The sequence below is a fragment of the Desulfobulbus sp. genome, from assembly GCF_031547805.1.
In the GTDB taxonomy this organism is placed as follows: Bacteria; Desulfobacterota; Desulfobulbia; order Desulfobulbales; family Desulfobulbaceae; genus Desulfobulbus.
In genome coordinates this window covers 1-15,428 of record NZ_JAVBRQ010000003.1, presented here as the reverse complement: position 1 = coordinate 15,428, position 15,428 = coordinate 1, and the positions used below count along the sequence as shown (strand labels likewise).

At 61.9% G+C, this 15,428-nt stretch carries 18 protein-coding genes; 6 read left to right on the top strand and 12 right to left on the bottom strand.

Translation table 11 applies throughout. From position 1 onward, the window contains the following. Positions 1-40: 40 nt before the first annotated feature. A complete protein-coding gene (locus RMR13_RS00975; protein ID WP_310598773.1) occupies positions 41-400 on the bottom strand; it encodes a hypothetical protein in 360 nt (119 codons plus the stop codon). A 38-nt stretch (positions 401-438) separates the two neighbouring features. Here RMR13_RS00975 and RMR13_RS00970 point away from each other — a divergent pair, with 38 nt between their 5' ends. From RMR13_RS00970 to RMR13_RS00960, 3 genes are all read left to right on the top strand, one after another. Further along, positions 439-867 (top strand): nucleotidyltransferase substrate binding protein, encoded by a 429-nt coding sequence (locus tag RMR13_RS00970; RefSeq protein WP_310598772.1) that lies wholly within the window; start codon positions 439-441, stop codon positions 865-867. Then, the gene (locus RMR13_RS00965; protein ID WP_310598771.1) at positions 864-1,208 is read left to right on the top strand and encodes a nucleotidyltransferase domain-containing protein; all 345 of its coding nucleotides are present in this window, start codon (positions 864-866) and stop codon (positions 1,206-1,208) included. The genes RMR13_RS00970 and RMR13_RS00965 overlap by 4 nt, the downstream gene beginning before the upstream one ends. A 125-nt stretch (positions 1,209-1,333) precedes the next feature. Next, a complete protein-coding gene (locus RMR13_RS00960; RefSeq protein WP_310598770.1) occupies positions 1,334-1,993 on the top strand; it encodes a hypothetical protein in 660 nt (219 codons plus the stop codon). Between the two features lie 97 nt (positions 1,994-2,090). Here RMR13_RS00960 and RMR13_RS15320 read toward each other — a convergent pair whose 3' ends face one another. The 8 genes from RMR13_RS15320 to RMR13_RS00925 form a co-directional block, all read right to left on the bottom strand. Next, positions 2,091-2,198, bottom strand: a complete 108-nt coding sequence (locus RMR13_RS15320) for a type II toxin-antitoxin system YoeB family toxin (RefSeq protein WP_409070238.1) — start codon at positions 2,196-2,198, stop codon at positions 2,091-2,093. Between the two features lie 12 nt (positions 2,199-2,210). Next, entirely contained in the window at positions 2,211-2,708 is a 498-nt protein-coding gene (locus tag RMR13_RS00955) for a hypothetical protein (RefSeq protein ID WP_310598769.1), read from the bottom strand. Between the two features lie 12 nt (positions 2,709-2,720). Next, positions 2,721-3,134, bottom strand: coding sequence for a hypothetical protein (locus tag RMR13_RS00950; protein WP_310598768.1), 414 nt, complete (start codon positions 3,132-3,134; stop codon positions 2,721-2,723). A 14-nt stretch (positions 3,135-3,148) separates the two neighbouring features. Then, on the bottom strand, positions 3,149-4,378 hold the full coding sequence (locus tag RMR13_RS00945; RefSeq protein WP_310598767.1) for an FprA family A-type flavoprotein: 1,230 nt from the start codon (positions 4,376-4,378) through the stop codon (positions 3,149-3,151). Between the two features lie 579 nt (positions 4,379-4,957). Then, on the bottom strand, positions 4,958-5,401 hold the full coding sequence (locus tag RMR13_RS00940; RefSeq protein WP_310598766.1) for a glycine zipper domain-containing protein: 444 nt from the start codon (positions 5,399-5,401) through the stop codon (positions 4,958-4,960). Between the two features lie 50 nt (positions 5,402-5,451). Further along, positions 5,452-5,880 (bottom strand): hypothetical protein, encoded by a 429-nt coding sequence (locus RMR13_RS00935; RefSeq protein ID WP_310598765.1) that lies wholly within the window; start codon positions 5,878-5,880, stop codon positions 5,452-5,454. A 459-nt stretch (positions 5,881-6,339) separates the two neighbouring features. Next, positions 6,340-7,590 (bottom strand): MFS transporter, encoded by a 1,251-nt coding sequence (locus RMR13_RS00930; protein ID WP_310598764.1) that lies wholly within the window; start codon positions 7,588-7,590, stop codon positions 6,340-6,342. Between the two features lie 161 nt (positions 7,591-7,751). Beyond that, complete coding sequence (locus tag RMR13_RS00925; RefSeq protein ID WP_310598763.1) at positions 7,752-9,245, bottom strand: fused MFS/spermidine synthase; 1,494 nt, start codon at positions 9,243-9,245, stop codon at positions 7,752-7,754. A gap of 371 nt (positions 9,246-9,616) precedes the next feature. Between RMR13_RS00925 and RMR13_RS00920 the strand changes: the two genes are divergently transcribed. The 3 genes from RMR13_RS00920 (at position 9,617) to RMR13_RS00910 (ending at position 11,219) form a co-directional block, all read left to right on the top strand. Further along, the gene (locus RMR13_RS00920) at positions 9,617-10,183 is read left to right on the top strand and encodes a flavodoxin family protein (protein ID WP_310598762.1); all 567 of its coding nucleotides are present in this window, start codon (positions 9,617-9,619) and stop codon (positions 10,181-10,183) included. A gap of 325 nt (positions 10,184-10,508) precedes the next feature. Beyond that, positions 10,509-10,697 carry a ferredoxin gene (locus tag RMR13_RS00915; protein ID WP_310598761.1) on the top strand — a complete coding sequence of 63 codons (189 nt, stop codon included), beginning with the start codon at positions 10,509-10,511 and terminating at the stop codon, positions 10,695-10,697. Positions 10,698-10,784: 87 nt separating this feature from the next. Continuing rightward, positions 10,785-11,219, top strand: a complete 435-nt coding sequence (locus RMR13_RS00910; protein ID WP_310598760.1) for a PAS domain S-box protein — start codon at positions 10,785-10,787, stop codon at positions 11,217-11,219. A gap of 181 nt (positions 11,220-11,400) precedes the next feature. Here the strand turns inward: RMR13_RS00910 and RMR13_RS00905 are convergent, their stop codons facing one another. The 3 genes from RMR13_RS00905 to RMR13_RS00895 all read right to left on the bottom strand — a co-directional run bounded on the left by RMR13_RS00905 (position 11,401) and on the right by RMR13_RS00895 (position 15,120). After that, positions 11,401-12,342: a transporter gene (locus RMR13_RS00905; protein WP_310598759.1), complete on the bottom strand. Its 942-nt coding sequence runs from the start codon at positions 12,340-12,342 to the stop codon at positions 11,401-11,403. A gap of 284 nt (positions 12,343-12,626) precedes the next feature. Next, positions 12,627-13,265, bottom strand: coding sequence for a response regulator transcription factor (locus RMR13_RS00900; protein ID WP_310598758.1), 639 nt, complete (start codon positions 13,263-13,265; stop codon positions 12,627-12,629). Continuing rightward, complete coding sequence (locus RMR13_RS00895; RefSeq protein WP_310598757.1) at positions 13,237-15,120, bottom strand: ABC transporter substrate binding protein; 1,884 nt, start codon at positions 15,118-15,120, stop codon at positions 13,237-13,239. Before RMR13_RS00895 ends, RMR13_RS00900 begins: the two co-directional genes overlap by 29 nt. Positions 15,121-15,428 lie beyond the last annotated feature (308 nt).

Here is a 15,428-nt window from a genome sequence, read left to right as displayed (position 1 = left end):
ACGGAAGTTCCGATTGCCATCGAACTTTGGCCAGGCTCGTTCACCGGCAATCGATGGTTTTTGTGATAATCAGCAAGGAAAGTGAACCGGGCGGAGAGAGGCTTCCGGACGCCCTGAATCCGGAGGCCAGCGGCCAGGGAGGCGATTCGTTGCTCCATGCATCCTTTTTGCTCGAGCCCCGGAAAGGCGCCTGAGTAGGAGGCGACAGCTTCCTTCTTTTTCGTCGTTCCCGCCGTGCCGCGAACATCGAGGGCCGCCGGCTGCGCAATGCACGCGCCTCGGCATGGCCGCAGATGCCTGCTTTTTGGTTTTGAGATCGATTCGAAATGTTCAATGCTCCTGCTTTGGAGTATAAAAAGGGCGTGAGTTCGCCAAAGAAGAGCTGGTGGCGGGTCGCCATGCGGGTTTGGTGGAAACTTCGGAGAGATTGGGGGAATAATGGCTGCATCGCAAGATATCCGCTGGAAACAACGTTTTCAGAATTTCGATCGTGCATTTGTCCTGTTGCGCTCCGCGCTGGAAGAAAAGCGGGTTGCGGAATTTAATCGCCTGGAGCAGGAAGGTTTGATCCAACGTTTTGAATTCACATACGAGTTGGCTTGGAAGACGGCAAAAGATTATTTGCAGGAAATGGGCGTTGTTTTTGATGAGGTGACGCCCAAAGCTGTCGTAGCCGCCGCTTACGCCGCCGGCTTGATCAAAGACGGCCAGCTTTGGATCGACATGCGCCTGCACCGCAACATGCTTTCGTACAGCTACGACGAGGCTGTGTTTAAGGAAGTGCTCGAAGCGGTGGAGCAGCGTTATTTGCCGGCTTTGGATGCGCTTCATTTGTGGTTGCTTGAACGTATGGCGGCACGCCCATGAATGATAGACTTTTGTCGGCTTCCGGCCTGAATGTGGTCGCGCTGGACCTGTTGCGCGAAACCCTGGCCGCTACGCCCATGCTCAGGCGCGCATGGCTGTTTGGTTCGCGGGCTAAAGGCACGGCAAGGTCGAATTCCGACATCGACATCGCGGTCGAGGGATTGACGCAGAGCTTGGCCGTGGAATCGTTACGCGATCGCCTCAATGAATTGCCCCTGCCCTATGTAGTGGATGTGCAATCCTTGGAGAATATAAAAAATGCGAAATTGAGCGAACATATATCCCGTTGCGGCCTGTTGTTGTTTGAAGGCAAGAGAGACCTGCGGGATACTGCCGTATGAACGGTGTTGCCGCGGACGCTGCGGCCCCAACAATATCTGGATGCCAGGTGTGGTTGCTGTTGTGATCATTGCATGTGTAAAGAGAAAAGAATGGTCGGAAAGGTACATACCGAGACTGGTGAAGTATGAAATATTTTTTTGAAAAGAAGACAAAGACGTTTCGTTGTGGTCATGATATTTGTCGTAGATGTAACGTCGCGATAAAAGTTGATGGAGAGTATTTTAATCCAGATATTGTGTCTGATTCGTCAAGGATGATACAAGATCATATCTGTGAATATTACTTCAATTTTTTTAAAAAAATTTCATATGATGGATTATCTTTGCTGGTAAAGATTGGCGGTTTGCATTTTAATTTGTTTGACATGAAAAAATATTTATTTACTGATAGTAATAAAATTTATTCTATTCTTCATTATCATAGTTGGCCTGTTGGTGAAAAAGGTGTGTATGTTGAAGATGTGTTTGCTTTGATTAAATGCGAAAATAATATTTTTGAAAATATTTTTAAGCAATTTTGGTTTGCTCTTGGATTTGAGCTTCGCTTCGAAGGAATATTGATCGATTCCGGCAAGGTTGATCAGATTGAAGCATGGACAAGAAGAAAGAACACGATAAATAAATATTCTGATTTATTGAAAATGTCAGAAGTTGTATTTGATAATTTGGAAAATGGTTTTCATTTCTGCGTTACAGCGAAAGAAAAATATTTTTATTTACTTCCATTTTATGAACTTGATCGCTTGAGTGGTCAATCTGTAAACGTAATGAATCGAGATTCTTGACTTCGTTTTCATGAAATTGGCTCGCTGCTCTCTGTATCTGTCCGCTCAGTCTGGCAGTTTCAGGACTGGGCAATTGTCTGATCCAGAAAGAGCGCGATTAATAATGAGACCGGTTGACGAGGATTCTGATTTTATCGTCATGGACCTCATGCGCCAACCGGTGTTCGCCATCGATCCGTCTCGACCAAGTTGTGCCCTGGCTGATCCTTCAAAATAGTCAAAGCCTCTTGTGGCGGGTGTGTCCCAGCAGGGCGGTCAGACGCTGGGCCGCCCGGGCCAGGATGTCCGGGGCGATGCCGGTGTCGGCCCCCATTCGTGCAAGAACCCGAACCGCGTTTTCGGTGGCCAGGTTGCCGGCCGCATCCTTGACGAACGGGCAACCGCCCAGGGCGCCGGCCGCAGTGTCGAACCGGCGCACTCCGGACTCGTAGCCGGCAACCAGGTTGGCCAGCCCCATACCCCCAGCGTCGTGGAGATGGAGAGAGAGCCGCTTTGTCGGGACAACGGCGCTCGCCCGCGTCACCAATTGCCGCACCTGGAACGGTTGGGCTCGTCCGGCGGTGTCGGCCAGGTTGATCTCCGCGGCACCGGCGGCGGTCAGCCGCTCCACAACGGCCAGCACCGCCGCCTCGTCCACGTCGTGCTCCGAGGCGCAGCCAAAGGCGCACTGCACTCCGGCCCTGACCGCGACCCCCTCGGCAACGGCGCATCGCACCAATCCCTCCTGTCAGCCAGGGCCTTGTCCACGGCGCGGCCCACGTTGCGCAGACTGTGGGCCTCGTTCATCGAAACCGACAGGCTGAGATGGCGCATGCCGCAAGGCCAGGGCGTGCGCCAGCCCCCTGGCGTTGAGCACCAGGGCGGAGCAGGTCAGGTGCGGCCAGTACGTCCGCACCCGCACGGCCAATTCCTCGGTCCCCGCCATCTGCGGCACCCGGCGCGGATCGACAAAGCTGCCGACCTGGAGGCGACGGATACCGGCCGCTGCCAGCAGACCGGCCAACTCCAGTTTTTCGGTCAGGGTAAGAGGTCGGGCCTGGTTCTGCAGGCCGTCGCGCCGCGACTGCTCTTCCAGCAGAACCTGGTCCGGAGGCACCGGGCCGCTTGCCGCCTGGATCGCGCGGCCCGGTGTGGAGGACATGGAACCCGCCGGGATCAGCGGGCGGTAAAGTCGATCAGGGCGTCGCAATAGGCTTCCAGGGCCTGTTGCATGGCCGCCTTGTCCGCCTCGGTGGGCGCGCCTTGCCACTCGTAGTGGCCCAGGCGGTCCCAGCCGGCCTTTTCGGTTCTGGTCTCGAAATCCTTCTGGGCGCCGCCCGACCAGCCGAAGGAGCCGAAGCGGAACACCTTTTTGTTGGTCACCTTCTTGACCATCAACTCCTCGATCACGTGGGCCATGGGCGGGAACATCTTGTATTCGTAGGTGGGCATACCGAAGATCAGACCGGCGGACTTCCAGGCGCTGGCCAGGATGTAGCCGATCTCGTCGCCGGGCACCTGGAAAACGTGCACCGCGATCTCGCGCCGGCGCAGGGTCTCGATCACCTGGTTCAACACCTGCTTGGTGTTGCCGTACATGGAGCTCCAGACCACGGTCACCTCGCGTTCGGCCGGCCCCTTGCTGTATTCGGCGTAGCGCTTGTAATGCTCGATGATCACCGCGGGATTGTCGCGCCAGATGATGCCGTGCGAGGGGCAGATCACCTTGACCTCCAGCCCGCTCAGTTTTTCCAGGCCCTTGAGGACAAAGGCCGAGAAGGTGGCCACGATGTTGGCGTAGTAGCGCAGGGCCTCGGCCTCGAAAAAGGCGTGCCGCTCGTGGGAGAGCTGATCGTCGAAGATCGCGTCCTCGTCGATGCTGCCGTAGGAGCCGAAGGCGTCGCAGGCGAACAGGATCTTACGCTTGCGCTCGTAGGTCATCATGGTCTCGGGCCAGTGGATGTTGGGGGTGTCGAAGAACTGGAGCTCATAGTCCCCCACCTCCAGAATCATGCCGTCGGTGATGGCCACCGCTCGCTCGGCCGGCACGCCGGCAAAGGCGTTCAGCAGCGGCACGGCCTTCTTGGAGCAGTAGATGACCGCCTTGCTGTTGCGCTTGCAGAATTCGCGCAGCCAGCCGGAGTGGTCGGGCTCCATGTGGTTGACCACCAGGATGTCGATATCCTCGACCCGCAGGGTCACGCCGTCCATCTGCCGGGTGAATTCTTGGGGAAAGTCGAAAATGTCCTGGGTCAGGTCGATCAGGACGTTCTTTTCCGCCTTGATCAGGTAGCCGTTGATGGAAATGCCGTGGGGGATCGGCCAGATGCCCTCGAAAAGATAGTGTTTGTCCTCGATGTTGACGGAAAGGCGATAAATGTCGTCGACCACTTTTTTGATGTGCATAGCGTTCACCGCTCCAAAGGAAAATCTTGCTGGAATTGTTGGCTCAAGATCCCGTACCGGACGAGAATGGCGCGTAAGATAAGCGGGTTGGCTGAAAATTTCCAGCCGCAAATGAGTTGCGCCCCGACGAGAACCCGCTCGACCGGGAGCGGACCGGGGCCGGGGACGCGATTTTTTCCTTGGGCAAGCGGTGCCTTCCGGGACGGTCAGCCGCAACCGCCGCCGTCGCCGGAGGACAGGGGCAGGGCAGGGGGCAGCCGGTCCCGATGTGACGATGGCCGATGGAGCCGGGCATCGGGTGCGGGGCATCGACGATTGGGTGAAACATCACCTGTGCACCGCGGAACACGCGGGCTCACCGGCCTTCGGGGTTTTTGTCGGGGGCAACCAACATGAAGGGAGCGAGACAAAATTGTCAATCCCGGTTCATGCGATTGCCGGGGCCGGCATCGGACAGAGTCGCTTGAGAGATTGCAAGGGTGAGGGGAGAAAGATGGGCTGTTGGCAGAGGGGAAAAACAAAGCGGGCCGTGGAGGCCGGGCAAGGAAACCCCGGCCGCCACGGCGCGGAAAAGCTGCGTTACGAGCCCTGCAGCTCCCACTCGCCGTAGGAATTGCGGCAGGCCGTGCTGTAGGTGCGTTGCGGCTTGCCGTCGATCACCGCGTTGATTTCGGCGCGCCGGCAGACCTGGCGGGAGGAATTCTGGTAGGCCGGCTGCGGGGTCACCGCATACTGGTTGCCCGAATCGGGATTCACCCAGGCCGACCTCCGGTTCGATTGACCGCTCTCGTAGACGTTGCTCAAGCGGTCGCGGTCGTATTTGTCCATCTCGTTGCCGATGATGTACCCCAGGCCGGCGCCCACCGCCGCGCCGATCAAGGTGGCACCGGTGTTGTGTCCGATGGCCTGGCCGATGAGGGCGCCGCCGGCCGCGCCGCCCAGGGCGCCGGTCTGGCCCTTGGTGGCGCAGGAAGACAGGGTGAGGAGAGCAAGCAGGGCAAAAACGACACTCAGCTGTTTCATGTTGGGTTTCCTTCCTTGGTTCATTGGGTCTTTTCCGGCCGAGCCCGGGATCACCAGGAGGGCGGATAGTTGCAGGGGCCGGTCGTGTATTCCTTGATGGGCCGGCCGTACCGATCAAACACTGTTCTGCCGTATCCGTCCAGCACATACCGCTCCCAGCGGCAGGTTCCCGAGGAAACCGGGGGCCGGTAGGAATAGTAGTTCACCGGCGGCGGGGGCGGTTCGGCATACACCACTTGCCGGGGCGGTGCGGGTTGCGTGGCCGCGGCCACCAGGACCGAGCCCAGCACCAGGCCGCCCAGTCCCCACAGCCACGCATCCGAGTTGTGGTGCGAATGGCCGTAGTATCCGCCATAGTACCCGCCGTAGTAGGGCCGGGGCGGGGGAGGCGGCCCTCCGCGCCAACACAATCCCGTTGCCGGTGCCAGGGGCACGGCCAGAAGCGAGACGAGCAAACCGATAACCGTTTTTTTTACCATGCGTTGTTCCTCCTGTCACGACAGGACTCTTTCGTTGATCAATCCGGCTCCCCCTGCCCATCACGGCCGGGCGGGGAAATCCGGCAGCAAAAAGCTGCCACTCTCCAGCATCTGCCGTGCCAGTTGCCCGGTTGGAATCTGTCCGGGAATTAAAAAAATATCGTGGGGTTGGCAACGACGTTCTTCCGCCTTGCCGGCGATATCGCGGGCAGCCGGGCGATTGCCGCAAGGTGCGAGCCGGGCAGCCGGCCAGCAAGCAAACGGTTGCCCCTCACGGCAGCCGTTTCGCCCCTTCCGATTGGATACTTTTTACCCGGTTTGGCGGGATGATGTCAATGCGTCTGTGCGTTTATCGCAGTGAAGTTACATGGAAATAAAAAAGATGGCCGGGCGAGCCCCGACCGCCAGGGTGAACGGGTCCGCAGGTGGATACTTTTTACCCGGTTGCGGCGGCAAAAGTCATTCGCGGCCTGCCGGCGCCAGGTGGTCGGCGGTGCGCAACGACGGGAACAACCTGGCCCACAGGACGGTGACCATCAGCGAGCCGACGCCGCCGAACACGGCAGAGCCGACGATGCCGAGCAGGCGGGCCGCCACGCCGCTCTCGAATTCCCCCAGTTCGTTCGAGGCGCTGATGAACAGTCCCGAGACCGCCGATACCCGGCCGCGCATGGTATCCGGGGTCAGAAGCTGCACCAGGTTCTGCCGCATGAAGACCGACACCGAATCGGCGCAGCCGGCGACGGCCAGGGCCAGCATCGACCAGCCGGTCTGGCGGGAAAGGGCGAAAAACAGGGTGGCTGTGCCGTAGAGCGCCACGCTGCCGAGCATCCATTTGCCGGCGTGTCGATTGAGTGGCCACAGGGCCAGGGCCAGGGTGGTTGCGCCGGCGCCTATTGCAAAGGCGGAGCGCAAACTACCGAAACCCTCCGGGCCGATATGGAGCACGTCCTTGGCATAGGCCGGGAGCAGGGCGGTGACCCCGCCCAGGAGAACCGCGAACAGGTCGAGCGAGATGGCGCCGAGCACGACCTTGCTGCCCCATAGATGCCGCAGCCCCTCGTGGATCATGGTCAGGCGCGATGCCCCGGCGGGTTGCGCGGCCCGGGCCGTGATCGGCATCCGCAGCAGCAGGCCCCAGGCCAGGGTGGCGACCAGGTAGAGGAGGCAGGAACTGCCGGTCGCCAGCACCGGCGACAGGGCGCAGAGCAGTCCGCCCGCCCAAGGGCCGGCGATCGTGCCCACCTGGACGCTGAGGGTGTTGAAGGCAATGGCCCGGGTCAACTCTTCCCTGGGCACCAGGGCGGGCAGCACCGAAAAGAGGGCGGGCGAGCCGAAGGCCCTGGCAATGCCGAAAAATCCGGCCACCAGAAAGATCGACCCCAGGGGCACCGAAGGCTGCATGGCCAGCAACGAAAATGCGGCGGCGCAGGCGGATTGGAGCAGGCCGCAGCAGAGCAGGATCAGGCGGCGGTCGTAGCGGTCGGCGGTCTCGCCGGCCAGCAGCGCCAACAAAAACATCGGCGTGAATTGGGCCAGCCCGACCATGCCGACCAAAAACATGCTGTACTGCTCGTCATGGGTCTGGCGGGCCAGGGTGTACACCAGCCAGCCGATGGCCACGCTCTGGATGAGGGTGGCGATGTTGGTCAGAATCCGACCGAGCCACAGCGTGGTGAAGGCGCTGTGGCGGAAAACCGAGGGAAGCATGGGGTCGTGCGCGGATGCGGTCTGCCGAAGGGGTGGAAGGAGCGGGCGATGGGGTGCCGGGGCGGCGGACGGGAGATGCCGGCCGCCGTTATCCGGGAGTTGAGAATAGCTCTCGATGTAAGAAAGCGCAAGGGCGGGCCGGGCCCGGTAAACGACCCGGCTCAGGAATCCCGATTGCCCGAGGCCGAGGTCCGGAGCCGAAACTCGCCGAGCAGGCGGTCCACCGGCGCGTATTCGTCGGTGAACGGCGGCCAGACGCCGCCGGGTTCGGGCAGCCGGTGGGCCAGCATGGCGCGGAGCGTCGGGTCGTCGGGGAGGTGATCCGGCAAAACGCGGCCCCCGGCCAGAAGAATGTTCTGCCACAGTTGGGGATCGGCGGGATCGGTGACGGCGTAGGCGCGGATAGCGGGGAATTCGGTGGCAAAGGTGGCGCGCAGGGTTTTGTAAAAACCGCTCGAGGTCCCTTCGGGCGAGGCCAGCAGGTTGACCAGGACCACCCCGTCGGGCCGGAGTGCTGCGCGCAGCAGGCGCACCGCCTCGACCGTGACCAGGTGGAAGGGGATGGAGTAATGGGAGTTGAACACGTCGCAAAGGATCACGTCGTAGGGTTGTTCCACCTTACGGAGAAAGGTGCGGGCATCCTCTTCCACCAGGCGTAGGCGGGGGTGATCGGCCAGGTCGAAATGGCTGCGGGCCAGCCCGGTGATGCCGGGATCGAGTTCGACCACGTCGATCTGCAGGTTCGGGTAGTGGGCCAGGGCGTACTTGGGAAAGGAATAGCCGCCGCCGCCCAGCACCAGCATGCGCCGGGCCTCGGGCCGGTAGTATTCGAACAGGCGGTAGAAGCGGGTGTAGGGCAGGGCCAGTTCGACCGGATCGTCGAGATACATGGCCGACTGCCGTCCCTGCGGGCCGGTGACCATCTCGCGGGTGAGCCGGCCGCTGCCCTCTTCCCGGCCGGTGTAGACCAGGACCCGGTTGTAGGGGGTGTCGCGGTCGAAAAATCCCTGCCGGGCCAGCCATAGATCCTGCTGATGCAGGAAATACAACGCCAGAAGAAAGAGGGCGATCGAGGCGGCCTTGAGCGGTTTGGCGCCGGAATCGGCCATCCAGGCGGCAAGGGCCAGCACGGCGGCGGTGATGAACAGGATGGCGGTGCTGCCCACCCAGGCGATGAGGACGAAGCCGGCGAGAAAGGTGCCGACGATGGAGCCGACGGTGGAAACCGCATACAGGCTGCCGGCGATGCGGCCGCCGTGTTCGCTGTCGCGCAGGCAGAGCCGGACGGCGAACGGCGGCACCATGCCGAGCAGGACCGCGGCCGGGGCGAACAGGACCACGGTGGCGGCAAGGGTCACGGTGTGCAGGCCGCCGGTGCTCTGGAGCGCTTCGAGAATCCAGGTCTTGGAGAGGCCGATGGCGGCGGTGGCCCAGGCCGACAGCAGCACGATCCGCCCGAGCAGGCGCGGCTGCGGTTGCCGGTCCGCCAGCATGCCGCCCCACCAGGCCCCGAGGCTCAAGCTGGCCAGGATGACGCCGATCAGGCTGGTCCAGACCACCAGGGAGGTGCCGAGAAAGGGGGCCAGGATGCGCGAGCCGGTCAGTTCGATGATCATCAGGGCCGCGCCGCAAAGAAAGATGCAGCAATGGAGCATGGCGGTTCCTCGCAGGGAAAAGGCAATCGGGCACGAAAACGACAAAGCGGCGCCGGCCAAAAAGCCGGTGGGCCAGTGGCCAGAGGTACCGGAGAACCGGCCTTTTCGCCAGCAAAAAATAACCGGTGTCCCGGGCCGTGGTCGAATGTGCCGGCCGGGATGCGATCCGGGCGGAGAACTGGCGGAAATTCTTGTGCGCGGCCGAAAACTTTGGCAGGATGAGGGCCGGACCCACGCCCGTTTCGCCCAGGCCGCGCACCGCCGAAGCCTGCCGGGACGCGCGTGGCCGATGCAACTGGAACGGCCCGCCAGAGGATGTCGCCTTTGGCGTTTTGCACGGCCGTGCCTCTTTTTTTATTCTGGTGATTTTCATGAAAGTACTTGGTCTGCACGCCAGCCCCCGCCCAAAGGGCAACTCGACCCAACTGCTCAACGCCTTGCTCGACGAGGCCGAACGTCTCGGCGCCACCGTCAGCAGCTATACCCTCAATACCCTGCGGCTGAAGGGGTGCCAGGCCTGCTACAGCTGCCGTCAGCCCGGCAAGGAAAAGCAATGCGCGGTCAAGGACGACATGCAGCCCATCCTGGCGGAGGTGTTCGCGGCCGATGCCGTGGTCCTGGCCTCACCGGTGTACATGTGGCAGCTGACCGCCCAGGCGCGGCTGTTCACCGACCGGTTGATGCCGGTGCTCAAGCCCGACTATTCCTCCTGGCTCACCGGCCAGCGGATGCTCACCCTCTACACCCAGGGGCAGCCGGATCCTGACCGCTACGCCTCCTATTTCACCTATGTCAACGACATGTTCGCCTTCCTCGGTTTCCGTACCCTGGAGCCGCTGGTCTTCGGCAATTTGCGCGGGGTGAGCGACGTGCAGCAACAGCCGCAGCATTTCGACCGCGTCCGCCAGGCCGCGGCCGAGCTGGTCCGCAACGGCTGAGGCCCCGGGGCGGCAACGGACCTGCCGTTTTCGCCCCGGATCGGCATTTTTTTTATTTGTTTCGCCCGGATTTTCCGGGCGTTTTATTTAATTGACGCCGGCCGCGTTCTCTGGTGTAGTCAAGGGATGAAAACGGGCCGAAACGAAAGGGAAGACGGCGGAAAGCGGTCGGAACCGGCGGGATGTCGCGTCCGGAAACGGGTGCGGCACCGTGTCGTTTTTCCCGGCGGAGTCGGTCCGGGGCTTCGTGCCGGTGTCTTGCGGGGCAGGGCGCCATCGAGGGCATGCGGCTGGAATTTTTCTTTCTTCCATTGCGAGGGACGCCATGAAGCAAGTCGTTATCGATGAGTACGAGTGTATTGGCTGCAGTGCCTGTGTTGAACTCTGTCCCGACATTTTCGCCTTCAACGAGGACGAGAACAAGGCTTACGTGATCAAGCCCGAGGGCGGGGACCAGGCCTGCATCGACGAGGCCATCGCCTCGTGCCCGGCAAGCTGTATCAGCCAGGAATAAGGCCCGGACGCACGCTTGGCCGCGCACGACGCCGGTCGGCGCGGCCCGCACTTTTCCGGATGAATTTCAGCGCCGCAGGAGGAAGAGATGGATCGTTTTTTTTCGCAGATTCTGCATGACGGTCCCGATGCCATGCTCATCGCCGACCGCGAGGGCCGCATCCGGTTCTGGAACGCCGGCGCGGAGAGGATGTTCGGCTATGCCGCCGCCGAGGTTCTGGGCGGTTCGCTCGATCTCATCATCCCGGCCAATCTGCGTCCGCGGCATTGGCAGGGGTATTTTCGGGTGATGGAGACCGGAGAGACGAGCTACCGCACGGATCTGCTGACCTCGCCCGGGCTGCGCAAGGACGGCAGCCGCCTTTCCCTGGAGTTCAGCATCGTGTTGCTGCGCGACGAACAGGGGGCCATGGCTGGTTGTGCCGCCATCCTCCGCGACGTGACCGGCCGCTGGAACAAGGAAAAGGAACTCAAGCAGCGGCTGGCCGCCTGCGAAGGCAGGCTGGCGAACGGTTCTGCCTGAAATTCGGAGGGCGGAAAAAGCAATGCCCGTGAGCCGACGGATGCCGGGTCACGGGCACAACCACGGCCCGCCGAAGCAGGCCGCTTGATTCGGCGGGATTGGCAGCCGGAAACCTTTGCCAATCCCGCCTTCTTCCTCCTTGGTCCGGATGGCGCGCCGGCGCCTCCCGGTCATGCCACGACTACCAGCTCCACACCTTGCCGAGCTTGAGCTCGATGCGGATATCGTCCGATGCGGTCGGGATGTCGTAGTCGCGCATCACCGGCACAAAGACGCCGGCTCCCAGCCACATGTTCCACTTCGGCAGGCAGAAGTTCATGGTCGGGCCGACATAGACCTCGGTGTACTCGTTGCGCATGCTCACCCCGTTGCGCTCCCAGTCCTTGCTGTTCTCCACGGTGAATTCCAGGCCGACATCGAAATTCGGGTTGAAGACATAGTGGTAGCTGCCGGTCATGGTGACCACCGTGTCCTTGCGAACTCCCTGGTTGCCGGTTTCGGTCGGCTGCGAGAATCCCAGATCCCAGTCGACCCGGTGCTTCGGATGCCAGACCTTGGTGATGCCGATCTTGGCACAGTAGGACCAGACATCGCCGCCCGGAAGGTATTTCGAGCCATCCTGGCCGGTGGGCATGCCGACGGACAGGTTCAGGCCCAGGCTGATGGGGTCGCCCAGCCGCTGCGACAGCGGGGTGTAGGTGCCGCCGAAGATGAAGTCGGTCGGCCCGTCCACCCGGTCCGATTGCTGGTTGAAGTAGGCGTCGCGGTGATTGTTGATGTAGCCGGGGACGAAGAGTAGCTCGAATCGGTCCGTCATGCCGTACCGCAATTTGAGCAGATACAGCTCCTGCTGGGAGGTGCGGGCACCCCGGCCGGCGTCGTCGACGATGTCGTCCTTGTCCCGGTAGGAAAAGTTCAGGGCGGTCAACAGCATGCCCTTGGGTACGATGCCGCCGCCGCTGATGGCCGAGTTGACCGGCGTCCCGCTCAGCGGGCTCATCTTTTCGCTTTTTTCCGGTTGGGTGGCGGTCACGTCTTGCTGATCGGCGGCAGTAGCCTGGCCCGCCATGAACCCGGAGACGATCATGGCGCAGAGCGACCAGGTTTTCATTCTCTCGTTCATCAATTTTCCCTCCTTCTGTTTCTCTTCTCGAAAATAGTTTGCCAGCAACAGCGGATAGCACGCTGTCAGGGCGCTATTTTAACCAGAAGGGAGAACGGGACGGACCTCGGAGAATTACGAGGTTTCCCACTTAATTGTTCCGGGTTGGGCTGGATTTGTCCCTAAAGGCCGCAAAAAGCGGCGGCATCGGCGGGCGGAGGACGCACAAAAGCCCCGAAGCCGCATGGTATCGACGTCTCGGGGCTGGCGGAAAGAGGGGAAAACGGGTGGCTGGAAGAGGGAGTTCACTTGATGCCGTGTTCGACGGCAAAGCGCATCAGCTCCGCCGAACTCTTCAATCCCAGGGCTTCCATCATGCTGTATTTGTGAAATTCGACGGTTCGGGTCGAGATGCCGAGCACGGCGGCGGCCTCCTTGACCGACCGTCCCTCGGCGATCAACTGCAGCACCTCGCGCTGGCGTGCCGTCAGCCGGGCAAGGCCGCCTTCGGTTTCGCCCTGCGGCCGGTTGCGTTGATAGCTCAACAGTTCGCCGACCAGCATCGGGGTGATGTAGGTCTGGCCCTTGAGGGCGCAGGCGATGGCGGTCAGCAGTTCGGATGGGGCCGAATGCTTGAGGACGTAGCCGGCGGCCCCAGCCTCGAGGGCACTGGCCGCATAGGCGACGTCGAGGTGCATGGTCAGGAAAACCACGGCGATCGAGGGATTGTTCTTCTTGAGCTGGCGCACCGCCTCGATGCCGTTCAAGAGCGGCATCGACACGTCCGCCACCACCACGTCGGGCATCAGCCGGTTGGCCGCCTCGAGCAGCGCCCGGCCGTCCTCGACGATCTCCACCAGCTGGTAGCCCGGTTCCAGCAGGCCGCGCAGTCCCTCGGCGACCATGCGATGGTCGTCAGCCAGTAGAATTCGCGGTTTTCTCATGTTCCCTCCTGGTCAAAGGCACCGAGAGATCGAGCACCGTTCCCCGTCCCGGGGCGGATTGGATGGTGAATTCACCTTGCACATACTGTACCCGTTCGCGCATGCTCGCCAGCCCGATGCCGGGGGTGCGGCGGGCGCATTTCGGTTCGAACCCGGCGCCGTCGTCCTCGATGGTCGCCAGCAGGTGGTAGGCGGTGGCCTTGAGAAACACGTCGACATGGTGGGCGTGGGCGTGCTTGGCGATGTTGCGCAGGGCCTCCTGGACCACCCGATAGATGCACAGGGCGGTATCCGAGGGGATATCGTCGGGCAAGGGGTCGAGGTGGCAGTTCACCGGGATGCCCTCCCGGTCGGAAAACCTGAGGCACAGGGAGCGGACCGCCTGGATCAGGCCCAGATCCCTGAGGATCGCGGGATGTAGTTCCCGGGACAGGGCGTGGATATCGTCGGACAGGTGGACCAGTTGTTCCTTGAGGTGGCCGATCTGGCCCTGGAACGGCGGGTCGTTTTTGACGGCCTGGAGTTCCAGGGTGCCGGCCTCGATGGCCATGGCCGCCAACCGCTGGGCGTAATCGTCGTGAAATTCGCGGGACAGCCGGCTCAGTTCCTCTTCCTGGGAGGAGATCAGGCGGCCGGCCAGGGTCTGGAGCTCGCGCTGGCTTTCGCGCAGGGCCGCTTCCGCCTTCTTGCGCTGCCGTAGGTTGACCACCAGGCCGACGATCAGCAGCGACTGCACGATCAAGAGAACGCCGACGCCGATGATGTAGGACTTGTACAGATCCCAGATCGTGGTCTCGCGGAACAGGATGGTGCTGCCCGGAGGCACCAGGGACTCGTCGATGCCGTGCCGCTGGAGCTGCCGCCAGTCGTACAGGGAAACGGTGGTGTCGGCGCCGGTGAAGGGCACGTTGCGGGGCGGCTGGCCATGGAGAATGCGCAGGGCCGCCTCCGCGGCCCGGTTGCCCTGCAGCCGCATGGAAGTCAGGGGGCCGCCCACGATGCCGTTGCCCATGAAGGCTTCGTAGGGGCTGAAAATGGGGGCATCGGTGTGGGCGGCAATGGAGGGCAGCAAACTGCGGGGAACAAAGCTGCGGCCATTGGCATCGACCAAAAAGGTCGAGTAGAGCACGACCGTGTCGGGCGGCAGAGTCTCGCATCGGTTGAGCAGCGCCCCCAGGGTCAGGTCGGAGAAATCGATGAGTTCCGCCCGGTTGCGGAAGTCGGCCAGCACCTGCCGCAGGGCGTCCGCCCGAACCTTGTCGTTTTCAAAGGAACCCGACACCAGCGCGATATGCTTGGTGGCGGGTTTGAAATGGAAGATCAGCTCCACCAGGTTACGCAGGGCGGAGGTGGGTTGCAGGACGCAGGTGACTCGATCCTTGAGCGACGAGGCGAGGATGCGCTCCTTCATGCTCTCGGGAATGGCGCAGAGCACGGTCGGGGTGTCGGCGAAGAGGGTGTTGTTCTCCATCAGGAAGCTGGCGGTCGGCACATCGACTCCGATGACCAGGTCGATCCGCCCGGTGCCGTATCGCTGCTGCAGCAGATCCGCCAGGGCCTTGCGTTGCTTGTGGTCGCGGAAGCGGGAAAGATCCAGGTATTCGGAGAAGGTCTGCACGTTCAGTTGGCTGTTGCCGGCAAAGCCTTCGATCAGCCCTTTTTCCACAGCCTCGGTGGCCGGGAAATTGCGGGTTCCGGCATGGAGGATCACCACCTGCTTTTCGCCGGTGGCCGGTGCGGGTTCGGCCGCCCGCAGCAAGGCGGCTTCGGCAAGGAAGATGGCCGCAAGGCACAGGCTGGAGAGGATCTGTCCAATAACGCGGACGCGCATGGTCCGCCGGTTTGTTGCCCACATGAGATATCCCGGTTCCGGCGCGGCTGGCTGCCGCGCTCATCCTAGTGTATCCGACGGCGCGGGGGCGGAAAACGGAAAAACGTTTTGCTCCGCGGAATTGCCGACGGCCGGGGAGACCGGATTGCCCGTTCTTCCCGGCCGTCGGGTGGTACTTGACGGTACTTTATTCAATCTCCTCCAGACTCTTGCCGCCGGTCCGCTTGCCCCAGATCATCAGCGGAATCATCGGCAGGAAGAACAGGATAGCCACCGAGGTGAAAACACCCATGAAGCCGTAGGCCTGGTGGATAATGGGGATCAGCGGCTGC